The sequence below is a fragment of the Cohnella zeiphila genome, from assembly GCF_014212055.1.
GTDB classification, from domain to species: Bacteria; Bacillota; Bacilli; order Paenibacillales; family Paenibacillaceae; genus Cohnella; species Cohnella zeiphila.
In genome coordinates this window covers 87,331-113,664 of the sequence record NZ_JACJVO010000002.1, presented here as the reverse complement: position 1 = coordinate 113,664, position 26,334 = coordinate 87,331, and the positions used below count along the sequence as shown (strand labels likewise).

23 protein-coding genes are annotated in these 26,334 nt (G+C 61.6%); 19 read left to right on the top strand and 4 right to left on the bottom strand.

The window, feature by feature from the left end:
- The 3 genes from H7C18_RS01760 to H7C18_RS01750 all read right to left on the bottom strand — a co-directional run bounded on the left by H7C18_RS01760 (position 1) and on the right by H7C18_RS01750 (position 3,807).
- A complete protein-coding gene (locus H7C18_RS01760; protein WP_185127291.1) occupies positions 1 to 1,578 on the bottom strand; it encodes an FAD-dependent oxidoreductase in 1,578 nt (525 codons plus the stop codon).
- 14 nt (positions 1,579 to 1,592) lie between these two features.
- The gene (locus H7C18_RS01755) at positions 1,593 to 2,417 is read right to left on the bottom strand and encodes a sugar phosphate isomerase/epimerase family protein (protein WP_185127290.1); all 825 of its coding nucleotides are present in this window, start codon (positions 2,415 to 2,417) and stop codon (positions 1,593 to 1,595) included.
- A 316-nt stretch (positions 2,418 to 2,733) separates the two neighbouring features.
- The gene (locus tag H7C18_RS01750) at positions 2,734 to 3,807 is read right to left on the bottom strand and encodes a hypothetical protein (protein WP_185127289.1); all 1,074 of its coding nucleotides are present in this window, start codon (positions 3,805 to 3,807) and stop codon (positions 2,734 to 2,736) included.
- Positions 3,808 to 4,406: 599 nt separating this feature from the next.
- Here H7C18_RS01750 and ileS point away from each other — a divergent pair.
- The 14 genes from ileS (at position 4,407) to H7C18_RS01680 (ending at position 20,173) form a co-directional block, all read left to right on the top strand.
- The gene (gene ileS, locus H7C18_RS01745) at positions 4,407 to 7,502 is read left to right on the top strand and encodes an isoleucine--tRNA ligase (RefSeq protein WP_185127288.1); all 3,096 of its coding nucleotides are present in this window, start codon (positions 4,407 to 4,409) and stop codon (positions 7,500 to 7,502) included.
- A gap of 319 nt (positions 7,503 to 7,821) precedes the next feature.
- The gene (locus H7C18_RS01740) at positions 7,822 to 8,568 is read left to right on the top strand and encodes a GntR family transcriptional regulator (RefSeq protein ID WP_185127287.1); all 747 of its coding nucleotides are present in this window, start codon (positions 7,822 to 7,824) and stop codon (positions 8,566 to 8,568) included.
- Between the two features lie 22 nt (positions 8,569 to 8,590).
- Complete coding sequence (locus H7C18_RS01735) at positions 8,591 to 9,538, top strand: sugar phosphate isomerase/epimerase family protein (protein ID WP_185127286.1); 948 nt, start codon at positions 8,591 to 8,593, stop codon at positions 9,536 to 9,538.
- Complete coding sequence (locus tag H7C18_RS01730; protein WP_185127285.1) at positions 9,535 to 10,716, top strand: ArgE/DapE family deacylase; 1,182 nt, start codon at positions 9,535 to 9,537, stop codon at positions 10,714 to 10,716. The genes H7C18_RS01735 and H7C18_RS01730 overlap by 4 nt, the downstream gene beginning before the upstream one ends.
- Positions 10,716 to 11,903 carry a threonine synthase gene (locus H7C18_RS01725; protein ID WP_185127284.1) on the top strand — a complete coding sequence of 396 codons (1,188 nt, stop codon included), beginning with the start codon at positions 10,716 to 10,718 and terminating at the stop codon, positions 11,901 to 11,903. Before H7C18_RS01730 ends, H7C18_RS01725 begins: the two co-directional genes overlap by 1 nt.
- Positions 11,904 to 11,924: 21 nt before the next feature.
- Positions 11,925 to 13,307, top strand: a complete 1,383-nt coding sequence (locus H7C18_RS01720; protein ID WP_185127283.1) for an ABC transporter substrate-binding protein — start codon at positions 11,925 to 11,927, stop codon at positions 13,305 to 13,307.
- Between the two features lie 78 nt (positions 13,308 to 13,385).
- Positions 13,386 to 14,276: a carbohydrate ABC transporter permease gene (locus H7C18_RS01715; protein ID WP_185127282.1), complete on the top strand. Its 891-nt coding sequence runs from the start codon at positions 13,386 to 13,388 to the stop codon at positions 14,274 to 14,276.
- An 18-nt stretch (positions 14,277 to 14,294) separates the two neighbouring features.
- Positions 14,295 to 15,098, top strand: coding sequence for an ABC transporter permease subunit (locus tag H7C18_RS01710; RefSeq protein ID WP_185127281.1), 804 nt, complete (start codon positions 14,295 to 14,297; stop codon positions 15,096 to 15,098).
- A 49-nt stretch (positions 15,099 to 15,147) separates the two neighbouring features.
- Positions 15,148 to 16,203: a Gfo/Idh/MocA family protein gene (locus H7C18_RS01705; protein WP_185127280.1), complete on the top strand. Its 1,056-nt coding sequence runs from the start codon at positions 15,148 to 15,150 to the stop codon at positions 16,201 to 16,203.
- Complete coding sequence (locus tag H7C18_RS01700; protein WP_185127279.1) at positions 16,200 to 16,664, top strand: RidA family protein; 465 nt, start codon at positions 16,200 to 16,202, stop codon at positions 16,662 to 16,664. Before H7C18_RS01705 ends, H7C18_RS01700 begins: the two co-directional genes overlap by 4 nt.
- Positions 16,661 to 17,404: an MBL fold metallo-hydrolase gene (locus tag H7C18_RS01695; RefSeq protein ID WP_185127278.1), complete on the top strand. Its 744-nt coding sequence runs from the start codon at positions 16,661 to 16,663 to the stop codon at positions 17,402 to 17,404. Before H7C18_RS01700 ends, H7C18_RS01695 begins: the two co-directional genes overlap by 4 nt.
- A 21-nt stretch (positions 17,405 to 17,425) precedes the next feature.
- Entirely contained in the window at positions 17,426 to 18,154 is a 729-nt protein-coding gene (locus tag H7C18_RS01690; RefSeq protein ID WP_185127277.1) for a sugar isomerase domain-containing protein, read from the top strand.
- Between the two features lie 27 nt (positions 18,155 to 18,181).
- The gene (locus tag H7C18_RS01685) at positions 18,182 to 19,699 is read left to right on the top strand and encodes a xylulokinase (RefSeq protein WP_185127276.1); all 1,518 of its coding nucleotides are present in this window, start codon (positions 18,182 to 18,184) and stop codon (positions 19,697 to 19,699) included.
- Between the two features lie 111 nt (positions 19,700 to 19,810).
- On the top strand, positions 19,811 to 20,173 hold the full coding sequence (locus H7C18_RS01680) for a DUF5665 domain-containing protein (RefSeq protein ID WP_420481826.1): 363 nt from the start codon (positions 19,811 to 19,813) through the stop codon (positions 20,171 to 20,173).
- Positions 20,174 to 20,206: 33 nt separating this feature from the next.
- Here the strand turns inward: H7C18_RS01680 and H7C18_RS01675 are convergent, their stop codons facing one another.
- On the bottom strand, positions 20,207 to 20,944 hold the full coding sequence (locus H7C18_RS01675) for a TraR/DksA C4-type zinc finger protein (protein WP_185127275.1): 738 nt from the start codon (positions 20,942 to 20,944) through the stop codon (positions 20,207 to 20,209).
- A gap of 175 nt (positions 20,945 to 21,119) precedes the next feature.
- Here H7C18_RS01675 and lspA point away from each other — a divergent pair, with 175 nt between their 5' ends.
- From lspA to H7C18_RS01650, 5 genes are all read left to right on the top strand, one after another.
- Positions 21,120 to 21,650 (top strand): signal peptidase II, encoded by a 531-nt coding sequence (lspA, locus tag H7C18_RS01670; RefSeq protein ID WP_185127274.1) that lies wholly within the window; start codon positions 21,120 to 21,122, stop codon positions 21,648 to 21,650.
- Positions 21,616 to 22,635, top strand: coding sequence for an RluA family pseudouridine synthase (locus tag H7C18_RS01665; protein ID WP_238357402.1), 1,020 nt, complete (start codon positions 21,616 to 21,618; stop codon positions 22,633 to 22,635). Before lspA ends, H7C18_RS01665 begins: the two co-directional genes overlap by 35 nt.
- Before the next feature lie 177 nt (positions 22,636 to 22,812).
- Positions 22,813 to 24,066, top strand: a complete 1,254-nt coding sequence (locus H7C18_RS01660) for an LL-diaminopimelate aminotransferase (RefSeq protein WP_185127273.1) — start codon at positions 22,813 to 22,815, stop codon at positions 24,064 to 24,066.
- 280 nt (positions 24,067 to 24,346) lie between these two features.
- The gene (gene pyrR, locus H7C18_RS01655; RefSeq protein ID WP_185127443.1) at positions 24,347 to 24,889 is read left to right on the top strand and encodes a bifunctional pyr operon transcriptional regulator/uracil phosphoribosyltransferase PyrR; all 543 of its coding nucleotides are present in this window, start codon (positions 24,347 to 24,349) and stop codon (positions 24,887 to 24,889) included.
- A gap of 137 nt (positions 24,890 to 25,026) precedes the next feature.
- Complete coding sequence (locus H7C18_RS01650; RefSeq protein ID WP_185127272.1) at positions 25,027 to 26,328, top strand: dihydroorotase; 1,302 nt, start codon at positions 25,027 to 25,029, stop codon at positions 26,326 to 26,328.
- Positions 26,329 to 26,334: the final 6 nt, after the last annotated feature.

Here is a 26,334-nt window from a genome sequence, read left to right as displayed (position 1 = left end):
TTACATCGCGCGCAAAACGGGCCAGTGCAGCTCGACGCCGGCTGCGGCCAGCATGCGTTGGAACGAGGCCAGCTCCTGCGGCATCGCGCGGACGGCGCTCGGGCTTAAGGAGCGATCCAGGCAGTAGGCCGCGCACCAGCCGGCGGCTTCGCCGATGTTCCATTCCACCGGATGCAGACGATAGCAGCCGTTGGTAATATGGGTGGTGCCGATGTTCTTGCCGGCGGCGAGCAGATTGCCGATCCGCTGCGGGATCAGCGCCCCGAGCGGAATCTCGAAGGGAAGCGAAGCGATGTCGATGTAAGGCCGGCCTCCCGTGCTCGGATGCAGGTCGATACGGTAGCACCCGATCCCGACGGTGTCTGCGAACGCTTCCGCCTTGCCGTCCGGCCGGCACGCCGGCGACACATGCTGCTCCAGCACCGTGGATTCGGCGCGGATCCGTCTCGACTCGCGAATGTAAGGATACATCGCCAGGCCGTCTTCGGTGCCGACGACGTCGGGCCGCAGCCGCAGTCCGGGGTAGCCCGGCTTCCCGTCCGGACGGGGGGCTTCCGTCTGCAGCCAGTAAAGCAGCGAGAAGCTGAGCTGCTTCGCGCTCCGCAGGTGCCGCTGCCGCTCTTCCTCGGGCACGTCGATAATCGAGCCCAGCCAATAATCGTTTTGCGGCCAATTGACGAGAGTGATATCGCTCCGGTACAGACCGTTCGCGAAGCGCTCGCGGGCCGCGATTTGCCGGTATTGGAAAAGCGCCAGGGAGGCGCCGCCGCCCGGGAACAGGTCGTAACGGATCGGATCCATCGTCGCGGGCTTGACGCCGGTCAGGCTTAGCAAGGGTCCCGGCCAGAAATCCGGCGCGTAATCCCTCCAGAACGCGTACTCTGCGGGTTTGTCGATGACGTGATTCTCGCCCTCTAGATAGTCCATGGCGAAACAGTAAGTGAACCCCTGCATGTCTTGCGGAAGGGGTTCTCCGGCAACGGCGTGGGGCTCGCCCGTCTGCGCCTGCGATTCGGCGCCCGTGACGTATTCGGCTCCCGCAAGCGGCAGCAGGTCGCCGCACTCGGTCGCATCAAGGAAATAGGCGCCCGTCAGGTGCACGATGTCTCCGCTGTCCGCGCTGCGGACGTCGACGGAGACGATGGCGTCGCCTTCGGTCTCGGCCTTTACCGGCGCGTGGCGCAGCAGGACCGTCAGCCGGCCGCTGCCGACATAGGGCGCCAGCATCTGCTCGATGACCGCGAGCGCCACGCGCGGCTCGTGGCAGAGCCGGCTGACGACGCCGCCTCCGGGATTGAGCTCGCGGGCCGCGCGCGCCTGCGCCGTCAGCGGATAATGATCGCGATAATATTGCCGCACCCCGTTGCGGAACGTGCGGTAGCTCGCCGTGCAGCCGAACGATTCGATCCACGGATGCTCGTCGGGCGGCACGGCCTGGCTCGTCAGCTGTCCGCCGAGCCAGGAGGTCTCCTCCGTCAGAATGACGGTCCGGCCGGCGCGGGCGGCGGCCAGCGCCGCGGCGCAGCCTCCCGTCCCGCCGCCGATGACGACGATGTCGGCTGCCAGTTCGCGTCCCATGCGATAACCTCCGTTCAGTTGGGAATGAGGGTCTGAAAATAAGCAAAGCTGGCTCGGATGCCCGCGGCTTCGTCTCCGGTTCCTTCGTATTCCAGCACGTATTCGCCGACGTATCCCGCTTCGCGAAGCCGCCGGACAATCGTATCCAGCCGGACCTGTCCCTTGCCCGCCTCGACGCCTTCGAACTTTTTGCCGCCGAGCGAGACGTACCGGCCGGCCGGGTCTTCGGCGAAATCTTTCACATGAACGTGGCCGACCTCGGAAAGCAGAACGTCGAGCGCTCGCAGCGGGTCTTCGTCCACCAACAGGAAATTGCCGGTGTCGAAGGTGCTCTTCAGCGCCGGGGAGCCGACGCGCTCCAGAATATCCCGGACCTGCCGTCCCGTGCCGGCCAGCTTGCCGTGGTTCTCGAGGCAGAGCGTGATTCCTTTGGCTGCGGCGGCAGCCGCGGCTTCGCTCAGTCCCTCGATGATGAACCCGAGCGCAGAATCGAACGTGAAGCCCTCGCTCAGATTGCCCGAGAACACGCGAATCGTCCGGGTTCCCAGGGCCAGAGCGATCGGGACGGCGTCCGTGATTTGGCGCCGCGCCGCGTCCCGTTCCGCCGGATCCGCTTTGACGAAATCGTTGGCGACCGCGTAGCTGACCACCCGAATCCGATGGGTCCGGGCGAATTCGGCGACTTGCGGGAGCTCTTCGTCGACGTTGCGCCAGAACACGTCCAGCAGTTCGACGCAATCGATGCCCTCCCGCCGGCAGAAGTCGAGAAAGTCCAGTACCGTCCATCCCTCGCCGCGAACGGTCCGGTGCATGCTCCACATGCTTAAAGCGAGCTTCATGGATAAGCCTCCCAGCAACAAGTTTGAATGCGCTAACGTCGGATCATGTCCAGTGTAGAAAAGCGCGGCGGAATGCGGTAGGGTGCTGCGATGACCATTTCTGGTAGTTTGATGCGGTGAATTCCCCCGAAACCGTTCCCCCAAAAGTGACGCCACGCTCTGAAGCTTATTCCGATTACTTTCGGGGGAGCCCCCAAAACCGTTCCCCCAAAAGTGACGCGAAGCTCTGAAGCTTATTCCGATTACTTTCGGGGGAGCCCCCAATTATTCCTGGATCATTGGAAAAGGAGCCGCAAGGTTCGCAGCTCCCGCCATTTTATCTATGCTGATTGCTAAAGTAGATATTCTGCGCGCCGGCCGATCCGCCGACGAGGCTCGTTTGGATCTTGATTTCTCTCTCGCCGGAGCCCAGCGTAAAGCTCTTGAAGTTCCACGCGTCCGTGTAAGTCAGCCAGCCGGAACTCAAGATCTCGTTTTTCCATTGCAGCGTGTAGTTCCCGGATCCGCCCGGCGGGTTCATATACATGTTGATCGTCTTCGCGCCGAGGTCGTCGTTGATATAGTCGAACGTCCAATGATAAAGGATGCCATAGTTGCCGTTGTTGATCACTTCCTTGCCGTCGACCGCGTTCCACCCCGTCTCGTATTCCCCGGGCATATCGTCCTTCCACTTCCCGGACGCGGCCGAATCGATCGGAAGGAACGCATTGCCCATCGACGTATGGTACGTAATCGTCCCCGTCCGGTCAAAATGGGGGAACGTGCCTCTGACTTGCGGACCTCTTGCCGGCAGCACCGGTATTTGCTCCGGATGATCGGGCTTCGCATCGTAATTGAGCACCGTCACTTCCACTTGAGCGGGGGCGTTCCCGTGCTGCGTCACGGCCTTGAATTGGGCCAGGCCGCTCGTGGTCAGCCCGGGACCGGTCGGAGCATCGAGAAAATAACTTTCCCCGGGGTCCAATCGGGCCAGCTGCTTCGTCGTGCCGTACGTCTTCAGGAACCCGGCCAGCGAAAGCTGACCCGCTTCGGTGACGTAAACGCTGGTCGACACTCCCTGTCCTTTCGAGAAGAGCTTGACGGTCTGGGAAGAAGTGTTCGTGATCGCCACCGCTACCGTCAAATCCAGATCTCCTTGATTCTGGTGATGCCAGAACACGCGGAAATCTCCTTCGGCCGCGTCGCGGTAGAAAGCGCCCGGCTGGGTGAACGGCTCGGGGTCGTCGCTGAAAATCAGCTTGCCGCCGGTGGCGGTTAAGACGGGTTTATCCAGCTTGAGCGCGGGCTTCAAGCCTGCGACCGGCACGACTTCCCCTTCGGCGCTTGCCGCGGCCGCGAACGTCATGACACCGAGCAGAGCAACGATCGATAACGTTTTGAGCTTAACCATGAACATCCTCCTCTTGAATCGCGAAATGGAATGCCGGAACCCAAATCTCGAATCGTTCGGCTGCCGTCCGACGACCACCTCCGTTTTCGAAAAGCGTTTTCAAAACAATGGATCAAGTACAGTGTAGAAAAGCTCGCCGGAATGCGGTAGGGTGCTGCGATGACCATTTTTGGTAGTTTGATGCGGTAGTCGCTTGCGGATTTTGTAAAATAGAATTGACAAAACAGGTTTTTGTCTATATAAAAAAGGGAAGAACATTAAGATGAACGTCGAAGACGGGAACAAGTGCGCTGGAGCGGAAGCCCAGAGAGCCGGCGGCAGGTGCGAGCCGGCGCGAGGCGAAGGCGGCATATCCTCCCCGAGACGACGCGCCGAACGGCATGCGCACCCGCGCGGCCGCTAAGCGCGGACGGCTTCCCCGCCGTTACCGGGGCGGCGCGGCACCGGCCGCGCTCTCGAGTGCCGATTTTCCCGCGCTTCGCTTGGTTGCGATTGCCGGAGAGAACGGAACAAGGGTGGTACCGCGAGCAACGGCTCGTCCCTTTTGATTAAGGGGCGGGTCTTTTATTTTTGCCGAAAAGGGAAGGAAGGAATCGAAGATGAATCGCGTTGACGTCAAAGAGAAGGCGCGCGCCAGAGAGCTGCGCGTGTTGGACAAATGGAACCGGGAGCATACGTTCCGCCGCTCGATCGAGAATCGCGAGGGCGCCCGCAACTTCGTGTTTTACGAGGGGCCGCCGACCGCGAACGGCAAGCCGCATATCGGCCACGTGCTCGGCCGCGTGATCAAGGACTTCGTCGCGCGCTACAAGACGATGAACGGCTATCGCGTCATCCGCAAGGCCGGCTGGGACACGCACGGCCTGCCCGTCGAGCTGGGCGTCGAGAAGCAGCTCGGCATCTCCGGCAAGCCGGAGATCGAGAAGTACGGCATCGAGCCGTTCGTCAAGAAGTGCAAGGAAAGCGTGTTCGAGTACGAGCGCCAATGGCGCGAGCTGACCGAAGCGATCGCCTACTGGACGGACATGGACGATCCGTACATCACGCTGGACAACCGCTACATCGAGAGCGTCTGGAACATCCTGGCGACGATTCACGACAAAGGGCTGATGTACCGCGGCCACCGCGTGAGCCCGTACTGCCCGGACTGCCAGACGACGCTCAGCTCGCATGAAGTAGCTCAGGGGTACGAGGACGTCAAGGACTTGTCCGCGACCGCCAAGTTCAAGCTGAAGGGCAGCGGCGAGTTCGCGCTCGCCTGGACGACGACGCCTTGGACGCTGCCGGCCAACGTGGCGCTGGCCGTCCATCCCGATATCGAGTACGTCCGCGTCCGCCAGGACGGCGAGACGTTTATCGTAGCCGGTACCTTGGCCGACAAGGTGCTGAAAGGCGAGTACGAGACGCTCGGAACGGTCAAAGGCCGCGAGCTGGTCGGCCTCGAATACGAGCCGCTGTTCCCGTACGTGACCGTGGAGAATGCCTATCGGATCATCGACGGCGATTTCGTCACCGATTCGAGCGGTACCGGCATCGTTCACATCGCCCCGGCGCACGGCGAAGACGACTACCGCGTGGCGCGCCAGCACGGCATTCCGATGCTGATGGTCGTCAACAACGCGGGCCGCTATACCGACGAGGTTACGGACATGGCGGGCCGGTTCGTCAAAGATCCGGAAGTCGATATCGAGATCGTGAAGAAGCTGTCCGAGCGCGGACTGCTGTACCATAAAGAGAAATACGAGCACAGCTATCCGTTCTGCTGGCGCTGCAAAACGCCGCTGCTCTACTACGCGACCGAAAGCTGGTTCATCCGCACGACGGCGGTCAAGGATCAGCTTATCGCCAACAACAAGACGGTGCAGTGGTATCCGGAGCATCTGCGCGACGGCCGGTTCGGCAAGTTCCTCGAGGATCTCGTCGATTGGAACATCAGCCGCAACCGCTACTGGGGCACGCCGCTCAACGTCTGGACGTGCGAGAGCTGCGGCAAGGAGAAAGCGCCGCACAGCCACGCCGAGATGCGCGAGCTCGCCGCTTCGCCGGTGGCGGAAGACCTGGAGCTGCACAAGCCGTACGTGGACGACGTCCAGCTGCGCTGCGAATGCGGCGGCGTCATGAAGCGGACGCCGGAAGTGATCGACGTCTGGTTCGACAGCGGATCGATGCCGTTCGCGCAGTACCACTATCCGTTCGGCGACGTCAAGAAGTTCGAAGAGCAGTATCCGGCCGACTTCATCAGCGAAGGAATCGACCAGACGCGCGGATGGTTCTTCAGCTTGATGGCGGTATCGACGCTGTTCAACGGGAAGACGCCGTACAAATCCGTCATCTCCACCGGCCACGTGCTGGACGAGAACGGCCAGAAGATGAGCAAGTCGAGGGGCAACGTCGTCGACCCTTGGGATATCATCAACGAGCACGGCACCGACGCGCTGCGCTGGGCGCTGCTTGCCGACAGCGCGCCGTGGAACAGCAAGCGGTTCTCCAAAGGGATCGTCGGCGAAGCGAAGTCGAAGGTGATCGACACCCTCGTCAACACGCACGCGTTCTATGCGCTTTACGCGTCGATCGACGGCTACCGTCCGGAGGAGCATCCGTCCCGTCCGTCCGCAAGCAAGCTGGACCGCTGGATTCTGTCCCGGCTGAACACGCTGATCGGGGAAGTGCGCAAAGGGCTGGAGGCGAACGACTTCCTGAATCCGGCCCGAAAAATCGAGGCGTTCGTCGACGAGCTGTCCAACTGGTACGTGCGCCGTTCGCGCGACCGCTTCTGGGGCAGCGGCCTGACGGAAGACAAGGTGTCCGCGTACCAGACGCTGCGCGAGGTGCTGCTGACCGCGGCCCGGCTGGCGGCTCCTTACACGCCGTTTATCGCCGAAGACATCTACGACAACCTGGGCGGCGGCGAGAGCGTGCATCTGGCGGACTATCCCGTTCCCGACGAGGCGAAGATCGACCTGGAGCTGGAGCGCGACATGGAGATGGCCCGCCGCATCGTCGAGCTGGCCCGCAACGTGCGCAACGAGTCCGGCATCAAGACAAGGCAGCCGCTGTCGGAGCTGCTCGTGTCGCTGGAAGGAAGCATCGGCGGCGCGGACTACGAGGACATCGTCAAGGACGAGATCAACGTCAAGCGGCTTGTGCAGGCGGAGGACGACAGCGGGTTCGTCGACCTCAGCTTGAAGCTCAACCTGAAGCTGGCGGGCAAGAAATACGGCAAAAACGTCGGCCCGATCCAAAGCTGGCTGAAAGAGCTGCCGGCGAACGAAGCGCGCAAGGCGGTGACGGACGGATCGCTCCGCTTCGCGACCGGCGAAGGCGAGACGCTCGACATTGCATTGGAGGAGCTGCTCGTCGAGAAGCGGGCGAAGCCGGGCTTCGCATCCGCCTCGGACGGCGGGCTGACCGTGGCGCTGAACACCGAGATCACGCCGGAGCTTGAGCAGGAAGGGCTTGTAAGGGAAGTAATCCGCGCCATCCAGGATACGCGCAAGAAGCTCGACTTGCCGATCGAGCGGCGGGTCGATCTGGTGCTCGATGTCGACGCCGAGACGGAAGCGGCTTTGAAGGCGTTCGACCATGTGCTGAGAGAAAACGTGCTGGTGAACGACGTCCGCTTCGGGCGCGCGGCCGGAACGGAAACGGTGCAGGCGGGCGACAAGCCGGTCGGCATCGCGATTGCGACGGAGTAAACGAACGAAACATACGATCGCTCGACAAAGGCCTTTCGCGCGGCAGACTGCCTTGCGAAAGGCCTTTTGACATGAGAAGGGGTGCCTTAAGGGCAGGAAGACAGTAAAGATTGTGGTTGTGTAATAAATTGTAACGCAAATTTTAGATATCGATTATGAAATAATCATTAATGTAAATAAACTTAACATTGAAAACGCTTGATTCTAAATTTATTTGTAAAAACCGATTGACAGGCGCTTTTCGTGTAACCTATAATGAACACATCAACTGGTATAGACAACTACATGACTATATCAAAACTGAAAGGGAGAAGGAGAGATGACGGACCTCAAAGACGCGATCGACAAGATGAGCGTCGTTCCTCTCTACTACCAGCTCAAAGAACATTTGAAGAAGCAGATCGAGACCGGCCGCTATCAAGTGGACGATCTGATCCCGTCGGAGAGGGAGCTCTCGGAGCTGTTCGAGATCAACCGGATGACGGTGCGCCAGGCGATCAACGAGCTGGTGCAGGAGGGACTGCTTCAGCGCCAGCGGGGAGTCGGCACGTTCGTCTCCAAGCGCAAGATCGAACAGCCGCTGACGAAGCTCAGCAATTTTACGTCGGACATGGTGAATCGGGGCATGCAGCCCGGCGCCCGCTTTCTGAGCATGGAGGTCATTCCGGCGACAGGGAGCGTCGCCCAGCGGCTGCAAATTCCCGAAGGCGAATCGGTCATCGAGATGGTCCGGATCCGCACCGGGGACGGAGAACCGATGGCGCTGGAGAAGAGTTACTTGGTTCACAAGTGGGCGGAGCCGATCGTCGGGCTCAACATGGAGGACAAGTCGCTGTACGGCACGTTGGAGGAGAAGTGCGGGCTGAAGCTGACGCGGGCTCAACAGACGATCGAGATCACCTACGTGACGCCGTCCGAAGCCCACTACCTCGAAGTGAACGGCGGCGACGCCGTCATGCTGATCGAGCGCGTGACGTACGGAGAGAATAAGCCGACGCCGGTCGAATATGTCAAATCGCTCTATCGGGGCGACCGCTACAAGTTCTCGATCGAAATGAACATCTAGAATCCGCCAGGAGGAGAAGCGAATGAGCCAGCATCTGAAAATGTCTTTCGAGATTTGGCCGAACATGCCGTGGGGGAGGCTCGAAATTTGCGGGCCGGCTTGGAACTCTTGGGGAGACAAGCCCCTCGACTGGTGCGTTCGCCAGATTGCCGGATACGGGTATGAAGGGTTCGACGTCATTTTCCCGAAGATTATGGAGCTGCGGCCGCACGAATATGACGACGCCGTGGTCAAGGTCAAGAAAGCGATGGACGAGACCGGTCTGGCGTTCTCTTCGATCGGTTGCCATACGACGTTCGTCTCTCCGCGCTACTTCGACCGGGAGAACGGCATCGCCAAGTTCAAGCGGGCGATCGACTCCGCCGCGGACATGGGCGCCGAGACGGTCGTCACGCTGGTCGGCGACGGCTACTACGATCCGCCGCTCTATAACCTGATGACCCGCAAGGAAGTTTGGAACCAAGTCGTCTCCGCCACCCGCGAGGTGGCCGACTACGCGGCGGGCAAGGGCATCGACGTCAGCATCGAGCTGATCCAGGGCACGATCATCAACAGCGTGGACGCGATGCTGAAGCTGCTCGAGCTGGTCGATCGGCCGAACGTTTACTGCTGCGTCGACGTCGGCACGTTCTACACGACGGTGAAGCCGCGCATGCCGATCCGCGACGCGATTCTGAAGCTGGGCGACCGGATCAAGGTAACCCATGTGAAGGACGAGGTCGGCTTCCCGAACATCATGCAGTCCCAGCACGTCTGGTTCGGCGGCGGCTATGCCGACTTCCGCGAGATGGCCGACGCCCTCAAGGAGACGGGGTACAAGCATTACAACTCCGTCGAGTGGGAAGCTTGGCAGGCCGGCGGCCTGTACGGCGTCGGAGAGCCGTCCGGGATCGGTCTCGCCGACTTCGACCGGGTCGCCGAAGAGGCGCTCGAATATCTCGAAGAATTCGGCTGGGGCAAGGCCAGGTGATCGAACGGCTGCTGGAGGCCGTCCCGCCTCGAGAGACCGAGGAGCTCTTGACGCGGCTGATCCGCGCGGAGAGCCATGCGGACAGTGCGGATCAGGAGCTGCCCGCCGCCCGGGCGCTCGCGGACGATCTGGAGGCGGCCGGCATTCCTTGCGAATGGGACGAAGTGCTTCCCGGACGCTTCAATCTGACCGCCCGCATCCCCGGATGCGGGACGGGCCCCTCTCTTCTTTTCAATGGCCATCTGGATACGGTACCAAAGTATGGTATGAATTTGGCATTCGAGCCTTTCGTGCGGGACGGGAAAATATACGGTCGCGGCAGCGTGGACATGAAGGGCGCGCTGGCTGTCATGGCCGGCGTCCTTAAGGCATTCCGCCGCGCCGGCATTCCGCTCGGCGGCGACATTCTGCTTGCGGCGACAGTAGGCGAAGAGTCGTACAGCCCGGGCGCGTTCCGGCTGGCGGCGCAAGGACGTCCGGCCGATTACGCGATCGTCGGAGAGCCGACGGAGCTGCGGATCGGCATCGCCCACAAGGGAGTCGCCTGGTACGAAGCGGCGTTCGAAGGCAAATCCGTGCACGGCAGCGTGCCCGAGTCGGGCGTCAACGCCGTCTACCACGCCAGCAGATGGATCGAGCTCCTGCAGCGAAGCTACATTCCCGAGCTGAAGCGAAGATCTCATCCGCTGCTAGGATCGCCGACGATCAACGTCGGGATGATCGAAGGCGGAACGAGGCCGGTCATCGTGCCCGGCAGCTGCACCGTCCGCTTCGAGCGCCGCCTTCTTCCGGGCGAGTCGGCCGATTCCGCGCTCGCGGAGCTGCGCGGGACGCTGGCGGAAGCGGGCGAAGGCGTCGCCGGCTGGAACGCCCGGGCGGAGCAGATGGACAACTTCCACGGCGTTCCGCACGAAGCGCTCGACACCTCGCCGGACAGCGGCATCGTCCGGGCTCTCGCGGATGCAGCCGGGCAGATCGGCTTGCAAGCCGAGCCGGTCGGCCTGCCGTTCTGGACCGACGGCGCGCTCATCCGCTCCACCGGCACGGAGGCGGTCGTCTGCGGGCCCGGCCGAATCGAGCAAGCTCATTCGGACGAAGAGTACGTGGAGCGGGAACAGCTCGAACAAGCTTTTCGCTTATACGCCCTCGCGGTTCTACGGCTTAACGGAGTCTCCTGATGAAAGGAGAGATCTCTATTTTCATCGGATTCGAATGCACGCAATGCGGACGCCGCCATCCTCCCGGGCTCGTCTATCAATGTCCCGAGTGCGGAGGCAGCTTGGACGCCCGCTATGATTACGAGCGCTTCCGCCAAACCGTCTCGATCCGGGATTGGATCGGCCGGAAAGAGCGCGGCATCTGGAAGTATCGCGAGCTGCTACCCGTGCGGGCCCGGCGCGAGCCGATCACGCTCGGCGAAGGGAGCACGCCGCTGATTAAAAGTCACTCTATTTTGAAAAATTTGAATATTGAAAATTTTTGGATCAAAAACGAGACGGTCAATCCGACCCTGTCGTTCAAGGATCGGGCTCAGTCGGTCGCGGTCAACGCGGCGAAGGATTTGGGGCTCGGGAGCGTCGTTTGCGCTTCGACGGGCAATACCGGCGTCGCGGCGGCGGCCTATGCGGCCCGGGCAGGGCTGCCGTGCAGCGTCTATGTGCCGGCCGGCACGCCGGACGAGAAGCTGCGAATCATTCGGGCATTCGGGGCCGAACTCCGCATCGTCGAGGGAAATTATGGAGACGCTTATGCCGAAGCGGGCGGGGAGTCGGTCCGGCGAGGCGCTTTTAACCTTACCTCCACTTATTTAAATCCTTACTCTATCGAAGGCAACAAAACGGTCGCTTACGAGATTTTCGCGGAGCTGGGCGGCGTACCCGACTGGATAGCAATTCCGGTCGGCGCCGGCCCATTGCTCGACGCCTGCTACAAAGGGTTTCGGGAGTTGAAGGCGGCAGGGCTCGCGGGCAGCCTTCCCCGCATGGTCGGGGTACAGGCCCAAGGCTGCGCGCCCATCGTCCGGGCCTTCGAGAACGAAGACGATCAGGTCCGACCGTGGGACGCGCCGCGCACGGTCGCTTCCGGCATCGCCGATCCGCTGACGACGTATCCGGCGGACGGCGCGCGGACGCTGCGGACGATCCGCGAATCGGGCGGCGCCGCGGTGGCCATCGGGGAGGAAGAGATCGTCCGATTCCGCGAGCGGCTTGCCGCGGAGGAAGGACTGCTCGTCGAGACGTCCGCGGCCACGGCCGTCGCCGCCGTCTCCAGGCTCCGGGAGCGGGGGCTGCTACAGGAAGGGCAATCCATCGTATCGGTCGTAACCGGTCATGGCGTCAAGGACTTGACCGCGACAACTATATAAATGGAAAGAGGGAAAAAGAAAATGCGCAAAAAAAATTGGTACATTGTCGGTTCCGCTCTACTCGCTTCGCAAATGATTCTGGCCGGCTGTTCTTCGAGCAACTCCGGCAACGGCGCGGCAAGCGCGCCGGCGTCCGGTTCCGCAAGCGCCGGCAGCTCGGCGAGCGCGGGAAGCTCGGAAAGCTCCGGCGGCGTGACGCAAATTACGCTGTGGCACATGGAGGAACCGCCGAACCGCGTGAAGCGGATCAATGAAGTGATCGATCAGTTCAACAAGGCCAATCCGGACATCAAGGTGACGGCCAAAGTCCAAAGCTGGGACGACGCCTACACGAAGTTCCCGGCGGCGATCCAGTCCGGCAACGGTCCCGATCTGCTGTTCACCATCCCCGACTATACGACCGTCATCAAGCAGCTCGGCGTCGTGCAGCCGGTCGACGACATCGTCAAGTCTCTTGACGAGAAGCATCATTTTCTCCAATCTGCGGTAACGCCTTATCAATATGACGATCATACGTGGGCCGTGCCTGCCTATGGAATGGTGCAGGTGCTCTGGTACCGCAAAGATCTGCTCGACGCAGCCGGCATTGCTCCGCCGAAGACATGGGATGAGCTGACGGCGGCGGCAGACAAGCTGACCAAGGGCAGTCAGTACGGCATCGCGCTGCCCGCCTCCAAATCGATGGCGACCGACCAGGTGCTGTACAGCTTCCTCGTAACGGCGGGGGCCAAGGATATTATCGACGGAAGCAACAAGGTCACCTTCAACAATGATAAAACGGTCAAAGCTTACGAGACGTACGCGAAATTGCTGAAAGATTCCCCCGCGGACAGCAACACGTACACGTGGGGCGAGCCGCAGGCGCAGTTCAACGCCGGAACGGCGGCCATGGCGATCGAGAAAGGACAGTATCTGTCCACGTTCGAATCGGAATCGGGACGTCCCGCAAGCGATCTCGGTATCGCGCCGATGCCGGTGGCCAGCGGCGGAGAAGAGGGCAGCATTTACTATTCCAACGCCATCATGATGCTTACGAAGGACGCAAAGAAGCAAGAAGCCATCCAGAAATTTTTCGACTTCCTGTACGATCCGTCCAACTACGGCAACTTCCTGAACGCAGAGCCGGGTCTGTTCCTGCCGGTGACCGAAGACGGCGCCGCAGAAGGCAGCAGCTTCTGGAACGACCCGGTTATCACGAAGTACAAGGATCAAGTGCAAGTGCTTCTCGACGCTTCGAAGAAGGGCCAACTTTTCGGCTTCACGAACGGCGTCGCCGGCAAGATCGGCCAGATCTCCGGTCCGAACTACCTGGCGCAGACACTGGAGCAGATCACTTCCAAGGGAATGTCCGCAGCCGACGCAGTCGCTTGGGGACAATCCCAGATGGAGAGCGCGGTCAAGTAACGCGGTTGAGGCAAGTTTAGACGGCTACCGGAAGCGGGCGGGAGTCCCCCGTCCGCTTCCCATGAGGGGGAACAAATCATGGAGTTCGCGGGGAAGCGTTCCGGCTGGACCAAGCTGCTGCCTTATGCGCTGGTCGCTCCGATCATCATCTGGATTCTAGCCACGATCTTCTGGCCGCTCGGCAACGTGATCAAAGAGAGCTTCTACAACACCGGTTTTGTCGGCACGAAAGGCAGCTTCGTCGGCGTGGACAACTACAAGACGGTGCTGAGCTCCCAAGGTTATTGGACGGCCTGGGGCAAGAGCCTTTACTGGGTCATCGGCAACAGCCTGCTGCAGAGCGTGCTGGCGTTCCTGACGGCGCTGCTGCTGAACCGTTCGAGCCGTATCGCCCAGTTTTTCCGCACCTGGATGATCATTCCTTGGATCATTCCGACGATCGTCGTCGCGATTTTCTGGCAGTGGATTTTCAACGGCTCCTACGGGATTTTCAACCATGCGCTCATCTCGATGGGACTACTCGATAAGCCGATCAACCTGATCGGGGATTCGGTCTGGTCGATGCCGATCCTGATCTTCATCAATACATGGCACTGGTTCCCGTTCATGACCATCATCGTGCTGGCCGGCCTGACGATTATCGACAAGGAGATGTACGAGGCGGCAGACGTCGACGGCGCGAGCAAGTGGACGCAGTTCTGGACGATCACGTTCCCGTCGCTCGGCAAGATCATGTTCGCGCTCGGTCTCGTCGGCACGCTCTGGTCGTTCAACGTGTTCGACCTAATCGAGATTCTGACCGGCGGGGGTCCCGCTGGCGCGACGACGACCGTTCCGCTTTTCGTCTATCAGACGGCGTTCGAGAACTTCCATATCGGACAGGCGTCCGCGGCTTCGATCGTGACGGCGTTCTTGCTTCTCGTGTTCGTCACGGTGTTCATCAAATTCGGCTCGCCCAAGGACGAGTAGGGAGAGGAGGAGACAAACGTGAAAGCAGGACGTTGGATCGTCGGCATACTGCTGTTTTTGCTTATCGTATTTCCGTTCTACTGGGTCATCAGCTCCTCCTTCAAACCGGCGGATCAAATCTTGAAGCCCGGCTTCTTCCCGACCTCGTTCACGCTGGACCACTACAAACAGCTGATCGAGCAGACCGCCTACAAGCGCAACCTGCTCAACAGCATTCTGGTCGCAGCGGCGACGCTCGTCTGCTCCGTCGCGGTCGTCATCCCGGCGTCGTTCGCGATTTACCGGATGAAGTTCGTCGGCCGCAATCTGGTGTTTCGCCTCATTCTGGCGACGTACATTTTCCCGGGCATTCTGCTTCTCGTGCCGGTCTATCAGCTGATGTCGTCGCTTCATCTGGTTGATACGCTATGGGCTCTGATCATCATCAACGTGACGTTCGCCGCCCCGTTCTCCATCTGGCTCATGCAGGGCTTCTTCGATTCGGTGCCGAAGGCGCTCGACGAAGCGGCCGCCATCGACGGCGCGGGACCGATGCGGACGCTCGGCTCCGTCATTCTGCCGCTGATCGGGCCGGGCATCGCCACGATCGCCATTTACGGGTTCATCACTTCCTGGACGGAGTATTCGTTCGCCTCGGTCTTGATCACTTCGGACGAGCTGCGCACGCTGCCCGTCGGTCTGAAGGCGATCATGGGGCAGTACACGGTCCGCTGGGGCTGGACGACGGCGGGCGCCGTGCTGACGCTTCTGCCGGTTGTCGTATTCTTCGCCTTCGTCGGCAAGTTCTTCGTCCGCGGCCTGACGGCGGGGGCCGTCAAGTGAGGGGCTGCCGTGCATCCGGCGGACCGGCCATTTCAAGGAGGTGGAACGCATGACGGCAACCGTTCGGATCGGCTTGATCGGCGCCGGGCGGTTCGGCCGGCTGCACTTGAAGGTGCTGGCGCAAATTCCCGGAGCCGAAACGGTCGCATTGGCGGACATCGATTCGCAAGCGCTGGAGGAAGCGGCGAACCGTTTCGGCATCGGACCGGACGGCCGTTACGAGGATCCGCTGCGGCTGATCGAGGATCCGAGGGTGGACGCGGTCGACATTGTCAGCGACGAGTCCACGCACGGGCCGCTCATTCTGCACGCGCTGCGCCGCGGCAAGCACGTGATCGTGGAAAAGCCGCTCTGCATCTCGGCCGCGGAAGCGGAGGAGATCGCGAGGGCGAGCGAGGAGAGCGGCAAGCAGGTGCTCGTCGGCAATATCTCCCGCTACAGCCAGCCTTACCGGATGATCAAGCGCTCGATCGATGCCGGCAAGCTGGGGGCGGTCGCGGCGATCCGCGCCAAGCGCAACTTCAGCCGCAGCTGGTTCCAGGCGTTCGGCAACCGGATTCATCCCGTCTACGAATCCGGCGTTCACGAGCTCGATTTGATCGTTTGGTACGCGAACGCCCGTTGCGTGGAAGTCGCCGCTTTCGAGCGCCGGGTGGAGGGCTACCGGTATCCGGATCTGTTCTCGGCCATCTTGACGTTCGAGAACGGCGTCGTCGCTTCGCTCGATTCGAGCTGGGCGGTGCCGGCGGCGGCGCCGCGCAACCTGGTGGAGACGCTGGAGCTGGACGGGACGATCGACGCGCACATCGAAGTGATCGGGGAGACGGGAACCGCTTATTATCAATTGGCGCACCCGGGCTTCGGCATCTGGACGCCGGAAGAGGTGCTTCATCCGGACACGACGCTGTGGCCGGACGAAGGGAATCGGGTCGGCGGCGCGATCGCCTCGGAGCTGGCGGATTTCGTGGAAGCCATTCGCGAGGAGCGGCCGTCCCGGACAATGCCGCTGGCGGACTCGGTGCACGTCACGCGGATCGCGGATGCGATCGTACGGTCGGCCGCGGCCAAAACAATCGTTGATTTGGATGGAGGGGAATCGCGATGAGCGCATACGACCGATTGAAGGAGCTTGGTTTGACGGTTCCCGACGTAAAGCCCCGGTTTTTGTTCGAGCCGGGCGTACAGGCGGGCAACTTGCTTTATTTGTCCGGGCAGACGCCCGAGATCGACGGCGAGATGCAGTATGCCGGCAGGCTGGGAGCCGAGCTGGATATCGAGACGGGCAAGCGGGCCGCTCGCCTCGCCGCGCTGAACTGCATCGGCGAGATGGAAGCCGTGCTCGGCACGCTGGACCGCGTCGAGAGAATCGTCCGGGTCATCGGCTACGTCCGTTCGGCGCCCGGCTTCGGCGAGCATCCGCTCGTGGTCAACGGAGCTTCCGAACTGCTGATCGAGGTATTCGGGGAAGCGGGCCGTCACGCCCGAGCGGCGCTCGGCGCGAGCGAACTCCCGTTCGGGGCGCCGGTCGAGCTGGAGATGGTCGTACAGGTGAAGGAGCGGGCATGAGGCTGCTTCGCGACGTTTATTTGACGGCCAGCGGCAAGCTCGGCTACGACGCGACCCATCCGGCGGACTGCAACGCTTATCTGGTGGATGCCGGAGCATCGCTCGTCCTGATCGACGCGGGCACGGGCCTTTCCGCCGACGCGCTGCTCGATAACGTCGCCGTCTGCGGATTTGAACCCGGCCGGGTGTCGCACCTCCTGCTCACGCATCTGCATGCCGATCATTCGGGCGGCGCGGCCGCCATACGCCGGGCGACCGGCGCTAGCGTCGCCTTGCCGAGGGAAGCGGCGGCGGCGCTAGAAGGAGGCGAGGAAGAGCGGATCGATCTGCCGAAGGCGGTCGCGGCGGGATTCTACCCGCCGGATTATCGGTGGGAAGCCTGCCGGGTCGATCTGCCGCTGGACGACGGCCAGACGCTGCGGATCGGGCGTTACGACGTTTCCGTCCTGCATACGCCGGGGCATTCCGCCAGCGATACCAGCTATTTGTTCGATGCCGGCGACGGCTCTCCGTTCCTGTTCAGCGGGGATACCGTATTCACCGGCGGCAAGATCTCCATGCTGAGCACCCACGACTTTCACCTGCAGCAGTTGGCGTCAAGCATCTCCAGGCTGGCGGCCTTGCCGTTTCGGGCGCTCCTGCCGGGACACGGTCCGGCCGCGCTGGACAACGGGCCGAGCCACGTTCGGTCGGCCGATCGGGTGTTCGCCCGCCTGGGCGTTCCGTCGTCGATCGGATAAGCAACGAAGGGAATGAGCATCATGACGAATTCATTTATCGATGAAATTACGGATCGCATCCGGATTGTAGAACAGGCGGAGAAGCCGGCCATCGAGACGGCGGCCGGCTGGATCGCCGAGTCGATCTCGAACGACGGCTTGCTTCATTTATTCGGCTGCGGCCATTCGCATATTCTGGTCGAGGATTTCTTTTACCGGGCCGGCGGCCTCGTGCAAGTAAACGCGATTCTCGAGACCAGCGTCATGCTTCACGAAGGAGCGGTCAAGAGCTCCAATATCGAACGGATGGAGCATTATGCCGGGCATATTATCGACAACTATACGGTCAAGCCGGGGGAAGTGCTGATCGTCATCTCCAACTCGGGACTGAACGGTCTTCCTGTCGATATGGCTCTCGAGGCCAAAAAGCGGGGGCTCAAGGTAATCGCGCTCACGTCCTCCGCCTACTTCGAGATGGAATCGCGCCACAGCTCGGGGCTCAAGCTTCGGGACGTCGCCGACCTGGTCATCGACAACCATCTGCCCCAGGGAGACGCGCTCGTCCCCGTTCCGCTGTCCGACGCCCGCATGTCATCCGGCTCCACGATCATCGGAGGCGTGCTGCTGCAGATGCTTATGATCGAGGTCGCCGCCAAGCTGGCCGAACGCGGGATCATCCCTTCGGTGTATACGAGCGGCAACGTGCCGGGAGGCCCGGAGCGCAATGAGCAATACATTCGGCAGTATCGCGGCCGGATCAAGCATCTGTAACCGTTACGAAAGGCAGGCGGCATCACGATGGACATTCAACCTCTTCTGCTGGGCGTCGACATCGGCTCCACCTCGGTCAAGTGTGTCGCGGTCGAACCGGACGGCACCGTTGCCGCGGCCGCGACCGGAACGTACCCGATCGCCTCGCCGCGGCCCGGCTGGGTCGAGCAGCGGCCCGAGCATTGGTGGCGCGCCGCCGCGCGGGCGATCCGGGAATGCGTCGCAGGGACGGACGCGAGCCGCATCGCCGCCGTCTCCTTCTCCGGGAACATGAGCGCGATGGTGCTGGCGGACCGGCGGGGGCGGCCGGTACGGCCGAGCATGCTCGTCGCCGACACCAGAGCGGCGCGGCAGGCGGAATGGCTGAAGGAGCGCTACGGGGAAGAGATCGCGGCGATGACGGGCAACGAGCCGCTCGCCGCCTTCGTCGCGCCACGGCTGCTTTGGCTGCGGGAGAACGACCCGGGCGCGCTGACCGAGTCGAGCCGATTCGCCTTCCCGAAGGACTATATCCGATTCCGCCTGACCGGGGAATGGGCGACCGAGCCGACGGACGCAGGCAACACGCTGTTGTTCGACCCGGCGAAGGGAGATTGGGCGTGGAAGCTGATCCGCGAGCTCGGGATCGATCCGGCATTGTTCCCGCCTTTGTGCAGTTCGGCCGAGAAGATCGGCCGCGTCACGAAGGAAGCCGCCGTGCGGACGGGCCTGCCGGAAGGGACTCCCGTCGTCGCCGGCGGGGCCGACATGGCATGCAGCCAGCTTGGCACCGGCATCCTTGCGGCCGGCGAGACGGCGGTGACGCTGAGCACGTCGATTCAAGTCGTCACGCCGCTTCGTGAACCGATTCGCAACCTGGCGGGTTTTACTTTTCACCCCTCGGCCGTGAAAGGGACGTTCTATGCGATGGGCAGCGTGTTCACCGGCGGCCTGGGCGTCGACTGGGGACTGCGCATGCTGACCGGAGACTCCGTGTCGGCCGCTCCCGATCGGAACAAGCTGGAGCGTTGGACCGAGGCAATGAAGGATATTCCGCCCGGCAGCCGCGGGCTGCTGTTCCTGCCCTTCCTTGTCGGCAGCGGATCGCCTTCCTTCGACGAGCGGGACCGTGCTTCCTGGCTGGGCTTGACGCTGGGACAAGACAAGCCGCTTCTGCTCCATTCCGTCCTGGAAGGAATCTCCTACAACATTCGCGACAATCTGGAGCTGCTCGAACGAGCCGGCATTCCCGTTCGCGAGCTGCGGATCGGCGGGGGCGGCAGCCGTAACCCGGTCTGGTGCCGGATGGTCGGCAACGTCGCCGGCAAGCCGGCTTCCTTGATCGGCAATCGGGACGCTTCCGCGCTCGGGGCGGCGATGCTGGCAGGCATCGGTACCGGCTGCTATGCGTCGGCGGAAGATGCGGTGGCGCAAGCGGTACGATTGACGCAGAGACTGGAGCCTGAGCCGGACGCGGCCGGTCGATACGACGAGATGTATCCGGATTATCAAGAAGTTTGCCGTTCCCTGAACCGTTATTACGTCGGGAGAAAGCGGGACCGATAAGACGAAGAACAGCCGCTTGCGCTTGGCGCAGGCGGCATTTTGCGCGTTTAGGATAGGGGATGAGGAGGTAATCTAAGGAATCCAATCCTTTGTGGGAAGGGCTTGATTCCGGTGCAAGACCAAACGAACCAACATCCCGAAAAGACGACATCCGAATTGAAGGAGCAGGCTACGCTGCTCCGGCGGACGCTGGAGGCGGTGACGGACCGGCTGGACAAGCTTGCCCTCGACATGGAGAAGGCGGAACTGAAAGAATACGTCAACCTGATGCGCAGCCCGTGGAGCCTCATCTGGCGAAACTTCGTGTCCGGCATCACGCGCGGCATCGGCATCGCGCTCGGCTTTACTTTCTTCGCGGCGACGATCGTCTGGCTGCTCCAGCTGCTCGGGGCGCTCAACCTGCCGATCGTGGGAGATTACATCGCCGACATCGTTCGAATCGTCCAGCGGCAGTTGGAGATCAAAACGTACTGAGGGCGCAAATGCGCCCTCGTCCGCCTTCCACTCTTATCGCCAGTCGTCCGCTTCTTCGTCCGGCTCCAGCAAATGTTCTCCTTCGTTCGCGGCCATATAGTGCCGATAGGCGCGATTGCGCACGACGGTGACGTCGTGGCCGGTAATGTCGGTGGCCAGGAAGCTCTCGATCGGCTCCACGAAGCCGTCGTTCTCTTCCGCTTCGATATAGAGATGGTCATAATCGTCGGCATTCGGATTTTCGGCCATGGCGGGAGTGTTCGAACTGCCCCAGGACTCGACGATCTGCCACGCATCCTCGCCGTCGAAGCCGTTCTGGTCGTGCTGGCCGTCCAGGCTGGTTCGGCCGAACGGAGGCGTCAGGAACTCCTCCTCGACGGGCCGGCCTTCCTTCTCCCGCTGCCGGGGCTCATGTTCGAGGCAGTAGATTGCCGTAGGCAGAGCTTCCAGCCGTTCCGCCGGAATGAAGCGTCCGCAAGCGACGCAGCGGCCGTACTCCCCGGTCTCCATCCGCTCCAGGGCGGCTTCGATCCGGGTAAGCCGGAACGCTTCCCGCTCCAGCAGGGAGATATCTTTGCCCCGCTCGAACATCTCGGTTCCCCCGTCGGCGGGATGGTTGTCGCTCGTGGACAGATCGCCTGTCGATTCGCGGAACGAATTTTCCAGGCCGAAATGCCGGTTCCGGTTCGTTCTCTCCTCCAGCTCGCGTTTGCTGGCGAGCAGCCGCCCGCGCAGCGCTTGCAGCCTTTCTTCGGTCAACGGGAGGGTCATCACGGTCCACTCCTTCTTGGTCAGAATTACGATGGCTTGCCATAGTTTTCGCCCGCAAGGCCGTTTTTAACGAAGCGGAAAGCGGGTCTTGTCTGGGTGCGCTGGCGGGATTTGCTTGACCTATGGTAAAATCATCACGCAGGAATTCACCGTTTGAAAGGCGGAACGTCTCGACATGCAACGTAGCAGACCGGGCATTTGGATTTATTACGCGGCCGCATTGGTCGTCTTCGCCATCGATTACGCTTCGAAAAGATGGATCGAGCATTCGGTGGCCATCGACGAGCAAATCCGGGTGATCGGAAACTTTTTCGTGATTACGTCCATTCGCAACCGGGGGGCGGCTTTCAGCATTTTGCAGGACCAGCGCGTATTCTTCATCGTGATCACGGTCGCCGTCGCGGCGGCCATCGTCTGGTATTTGCGGCGGTCCTACCATACGGGAAGGACGGTCATGCTGATCGCGCTGTCGCTCGTGCTGGGCGGGGCGGTCGGCAACTTCTTCGACCGGGCGGTTTACGGGGAAGTCGTCGATTTCCTTCAATTCAACTTCGGCTCGTACACGTTTCCGGTATTTAATCTGGCCGATACCGCGATTACGATCGGGGTAGCGCTCATTTTGGTGGATGCGCTTCTGTTGTCGAGCCAGGAAAAGAAAGGGCAAGCGGAACATGACGAACGAACCAATGAAGAAAGCCGTGTTTGACGGAAGCGGAGACGAAGAGGCGCCGGACGCCTTGGCGATTGACGCTTCCGATGAGGAGGAAGGCGGCCGCATCGTCTGGACCGTCGGTCCGGATCAAGCCGGGGAACGGGCGGATAAGCACGTGACGGAAGCGCTCGCGGACTTGTCCGTGTCCCGTTCCCAAGTGCAGGACTGGATCCGTTCGGGCGCGGTGACGATCAACGGACAGAGTTGCAAGCCGAACGGCAAAGTCGCCGCCGGCGACGAGCTTGCGGTGGACGTTCCCGAAGCGGAGCCGCTCGAGTCGCTGCCGGAGGACATTCCGCTCAACGTCGTGTACGAGGACGCGGACGTCATCGTGATCGACAAGCCGCGCGGCATGGTCGTGCACCCGGCCGTCGGCCATGCGAGCGGGACGGTCGTCAACGCTCTGCTATACCATTGCCGGGACTTGTCCGGCATCAACGGCACGATGCGGCCGGGCATCGTCCATCGGATCGACAAGGACACGTCCGGCCTGCTCATGGCGGCGAAGAACGACCTGGCGCACGCCTCGCTGGCGGAGCAGTTCAAGGAGCACAGCGTGCTGAGGCGCTATTATGCGCTCGTGTACGGCAACGTTCCCCATGCCAAGGGAACGGTCGACGCGCCGATCGGAAGAGACAAGAACGACCGGAAGATGTTCGCGGTGACCGACAAAGGGTCGAAAAGGGCGGTAACCCACTTTGCCGTGCTCGAGCGGTTCGACGACTATACGCTGCTGGAGCTGCGGCTGGAGACGGGGCGGACGCACCAGATCCGCGTCCATATGAAGTACATCGGCCATCCGATCGTCGGCGATCCGATGTACGGCGGCCGCGCCGGGCGGACGCTCGGCATGCAGGGACAGGCGCTGCACGCGGGCGTGCTCGGCTTCGTCCATCCGCGAACCGGCGAGACGCTGGAATTCAGTGCTCCGCTGCCGGACGACATGGAACAGGCGCTGCATTCGCTTCGCACGCGATGAGAAGATAGGCGGGAGACCCGAGACGGGAGTCCCCGCCTTTTCGATATCCGCCGGTCTTCGCGCCTGTGGCCGACCCTTCGCAAATCCTGCAAAAGTTCGGCGAAATAGTCCATGGCGATGAAGAAGCCGTTGCGTCATATTTAATTACGTAAATCTCCCAAAGGAGTTGGCGAAGAAATGAGCGTTGAACAATACCAATCCACCTTCATCCAAGAGCAGTTCGCCGACCGGATCGGCGGCTCCAACTACGGAAAAGATACGAACATCTACAAGTTCGAGAAAATCAAGCGAGCCAAAGCGGCGGCGAAGCTGGCCCATCCGGACGTCGAGCTGATCGACATGGGCGTCGGCGAGCCCGACGAGATGGCGGACGCAGGCGTCGTGGCCAAGCTTGCCGAAGAAGCGGCCAAGCCGGAGAACCGCGGCTACGCCGACAACGGCATTCCGGAGTTTAAGGCTGCCGCGGCCAAGTACCTGAAGGAAGTATTTTCGGTCGACGGCCTCGATCCGGTGGGCGAAGTGCTGCATACGATCGGCACGAAGCCGGCGCTCGCCATGCTGCCCAGCGTGTTCATCAATCCGGGCGACGTGACGATCATGACGGTGCCTGGTTACCCGGTCATGGGCACCCATACGAAATATCTCGGCGGCGAAGTGTTTAACGTCCAACTGACGAAGGAGAACAACTTCCTGCCGGATCTGGACGCGATTCCGGAAAATATCGCCCGCCGCGCCAAGCTGTTGTACCTGAACTACCCGAACAATCCGACCGGCGCCGCGGCCACCGCGGAATTTTTCGCGAAGGTTGTCGCCTGGGCCAAGAAATTCAACGTCGTCGTCGTTCACGACGCTCCTTACGCAGCGCTGACCTATGACGGCGTGAGACCGCTGAGCTTCCTGTCCGTTCCGGGCGCGAAGGATGTCGGCGTCGAGCTCCATTCCTTGTCGAAGTCGTACAACATGACCGGCTGGCGGATCGGCTTCATCGCCGGCAACCCGCTCATCGTGAAGGCGTTCGGTGACGTGAAGGACAACAACGACTCCGGCCAGTTCATCGCCATCCAGAAGGCGGCCGCTTACGGTCTGGCGCATCCGGAGATTACCGAGGCGATCTCCGCCAAGTATTCCCGCCGCCACAACCTGCTCGTCGGCGCGTTGAACGAACTCGGCTTTTCCGCCGAGAAGCCGAAAGGCTCGTTCTTCCTGTACGTCGAAGCGCCCAAAGGAATCAAGGGCGGACCTTCGTTCGAATCCGGCGAAGCGTTCTCCCAGTATTTGATCCGCGAGAAGCTCATCTCCACCGTGCCGTGGGACGACGCCGGCCGATTCGTCCGGTTCTCCGTCACCTTCATCGCCCAAGGCGAGGAAGAAGAGCGCCGGGTCATCGACGAGATCAAGCGCCGCTTGTCGGACGTCGAATTCGAGTTCTAAATACGGTAAGGAAGCCCCGGTTGCCGATCGCAGGCGCCGGGGTTTTTCGTCTTGACACTCCTTGTCGAAAGTGCGATAATTCTTGATGACAAACTCGTACCTTTAATTCAGTCCCGTGAGACTGGCAAGGTGGCGCAGCTTTTATTCAACCGTCGGCGTGTCCTCTCGCGTCTGTTCTTGACGAAGGGCAGGCTGGGCTCTGCCGCGGTTGCATACGTAGGCGAAACCTCCTTGCGTCTGACGCTGGGAGGTTTTTTTCGTGCAGGATACCCGAATCCTGATGGACGAGGCGGCGATCCGGCGGGCGCTCACCCGAATCGCGCACGAGATTGCGGAGAAGAACAAAGGCATCGAAGGCTGCGTGCTGGTCGGAATTCGCACGAGAGGCATTTACTTGGCTCGGCGGGTAGCGGAGAGAATAAAGGAGATCGAAGGCCGCCCGATCGAGGTCGGCGAACTGGACATCACCTGCTACCGAGACGATCGGCCCCAGGGAGCGCAACCGGGGGCGGGAGCTTGCGAGCTGCCTTTTCCGATCCAGAACAAACGCATCATTCTGTTCGACGACGTGCTGTACACCGGCCGCACGATTCGCGCCGCGCTCGACGCTCTTATGGACAACGGCCGCCCGCAGTCGATTCAGCTGGCCGTGCTCGTCGACCGGGGACACCGCGAGCTGCCGATCCGGCCCGACTATGTGGGGAAGAACATCCCGACCGCGAAGCAGGAACAGATCGAAGTCAAGCTGCAGGAGATCGACGCCAGCGACAGCGTCACCCTCCTCCACCCGAAGGACGCGGAGGAAGAAACGGAATTGGGCTGAATTTTTATTCAGAATAACGGTGGAGCCGCAACGGTGTAGTGACAAATTGGTTTCATGCATATACAATATAGTGTATAAAGATGCATGATTGTCCGTTGCGTAAACAGATGCTAAGCGGCAGAGGAGGAAGCTGACGAATGACAACATGGATTGTGAACGCGCTGTTTATGGACGGGGAACGGGAAACGCCGGTTCGCCGGCATCTGAAAGTGGAGAACGGCAAGGTGGCCCAATGGGCCGACGGATCGGCCTCCGTCGATACGGCGGGATGCGAGGTGATCGACGCATCCGGCAAGCTGCTTGCGCCGGGGCTGATCGACATGCACGTCCATCTTCGCGAACCCGGCTTCGAATATAAGGAGACGATCGCCAGCGGAACGCGGTCGGCGGCTAAAGGCGGCTTTACGACGATCGCCTGCATGCCGAACACGCGTCCGGTGACCGACACGGCCGAGACGGTTCGGTTCGTGCTGGACAAAGCGGCTTCCGAAGGCGTCGTCCGCGTGCTGCCGTACGCGGCGATCACGAAAAACGAGCTCGGCCGCGAGCTGACCGACTTCGCCGCGCTGAAGGAAGCCGGAGCGGTCGGCTTCACGGACGACGGCGTCGGCGTCCAAAACGCGCAAATGATGAAGAACGCCATGTCGCTGGCGAAGTCGCTGGACCGGCCGGTCATCGCCCACTGCGAAGACGATTCGCTGGTCGAGGGCGCGGCGGTGTCGGAGGGAGCGTTCGCCCGCAAGCACGGGCTGAAGGGAATTCCGAACGAGTCCGAGGCGATCCATGTCGGACGCGATATTTTGCTGGCCGAAGCAACCGGCGTTCACTACCATGTCTGCCACGTCAGCACCGAGCAGTCGGTCCGGCTCATCCGGCTCGGCAAGTCGGTCGGCGTGAACGTAACCGCCGAAGTGTGCCCGCACCATCTGGTGCTGTCGGACGAAGACATTCCCGATTCGATGGACGCCAATTGGAAAATGAACCCTCCGCTGCGCACTCCCCGTGACGTGGAAGCTTGCATCGAAGCGCTGGAGGAAGGGACGATCGACATCATCGTCACCGACCATGCCCCTCACGGCGCCGAAGAGAAGGCGAAAGGGCTGGAACGGGCGCCGTTCGGCATCGTCGGCTTCGAGACGGCGTTCCCGCTGCTCTATACGAAGTTCGTGAAGACCGGGCGCTGGACGCTGAGCTTCCTGCTTCGGCGCATGACGAGCGATCCGGCGCGGGTCTTCGGACTCGATGCCGGGAAGCTGGAAGTCGGGGCTCCCGCCGATCTCATTCTGATCGACCTTGAGAGCGAAAAAGAAGTCAATCCGGACTCGTTCCTGTCCCAAGGCCGCAACACCCCGTTCACGGGCTGGAAGCTGACCGGCTGGCCGACGCTGACGATGGTAAACGGCCGGGTCGTGTGGACGGAAGAGCACGGCATTCGATAAAACGGA

Coding starts and splice junctions, on each gene's coding strand:
- H7C18_RS01760 (WP_185127291.1), bottom strand. CDS start 1,578: ATGGGACGCGAACTGGCAGCCGACATCGTCGTCATCGGCGGCGGGACG.
- H7C18_RS01755 (WP_185127290.1), bottom strand. CDS start 2,417: ATGAAGCTCGCTTTAAGCATGTGGAGCATGCACCGGACCGTTCGCGGC.
- H7C18_RS01750 (WP_185127289.1), bottom strand. CDS start 3,807: ATGGTTAAGCTCAAAACGTTATCGATCGTTGCTCTGCTCGGTGTCATG.
- ileS (WP_185127288.1), top strand. CDS start 4,407: ATGAATCGCGTTGACGTCAAAGAGAAGGCGCGCGCCAGAGAGCTGCGC.
- H7C18_RS01740 (WP_185127287.1), top strand. CDS start 7,822: ATGACGGACCTCAAAGACGCGATCGACAAGATGAGCGTCGTTCCTCTC.
- H7C18_RS01735 (WP_185127286.1), top strand. CDS start 8,591: ATGAGCCAGCATCTGAAAATGTCTTTCGAGATTTGGCCGAACATGCCG.
- H7C18_RS01725 (WP_185127284.1), top strand. CDS start 10,716: ATGAAAGGAGAGATCTCTATTTTCATCGGATTCGAATGCACGCAATGC.
- H7C18_RS01720 (WP_185127283.1), top strand. CDS start 11,925: ATGCGCAAAAAAAATTGGTACATTGTCGGTTCCGCTCTACTCGCTTCG.
- H7C18_RS01715 (WP_185127282.1), top strand. CDS start 13,386: ATGGAGTTCGCGGGGAAGCGTTCCGGCTGGACCAAGCTGCTGCCTTAT.
- H7C18_RS01705 (WP_185127280.1), top strand. CDS start 15,148: ATGACGGCAACCGTTCGGATCGGCTTGATCGGCGCCGGGCGGTTCGGC.
- H7C18_RS01700 (WP_185127279.1), top strand. CDS start 16,200: ATGAGCGCATACGACCGATTGAAGGAGCTTGGTTTGACGGTTCCCGAC.
- H7C18_RS01695 (WP_185127278.1), top strand. CDS start 16,661: ATGAGGCTGCTTCGCGACGTTTATTTGACGGCCAGCGGCAAGCTCGGC.
- H7C18_RS01690 (WP_185127277.1), top strand. CDS start 17,426: ATGACGAATTCATTTATCGATGAAATTACGGATCGCATCCGGATTGTA.
- H7C18_RS01685 (WP_185127276.1), top strand. CDS start 18,182: ATGGACATTCAACCTCTTCTGCTGGGCGTCGACATCGGCTCCACCTCG.
- H7C18_RS01675 (WP_185127275.1), bottom strand. CDS start 20,944: ATGACCCTCCCGTTGACCGAAGAAAGGCTGCAAGCGCTGCGCGGGCGG.
- lspA (WP_185127274.1), top strand. CDS start 21,120: ATGCAACGTAGCAGACCGGGCATTTGGATTTATTACGCGGCCGCATTG.
- H7C18_RS01665 (WP_238357402.1), top strand. CDS start 21,616: ATGACGAACGAACCAATGAAGAAAGCCGTGTTTGACGGAAGCGGAGAC.
- H7C18_RS01660 (WP_185127273.1), top strand. CDS start 22,813: ATGAGCGTTGAACAATACCAATCCACCTTCATCCAAGAGCAGTTCGCC.
- pyrR (WP_185127443.1), top strand. CDS start 24,347: ATGGACGAGGCGGCGATCCGGCGGGCGCTCACCCGAATCGCGCACGAG.
- H7C18_RS01650 (WP_185127272.1), top strand. CDS start 25,027: ATGACAACATGGATTGTGAACGCGCTGTTTATGGACGGGGAACGGGAA.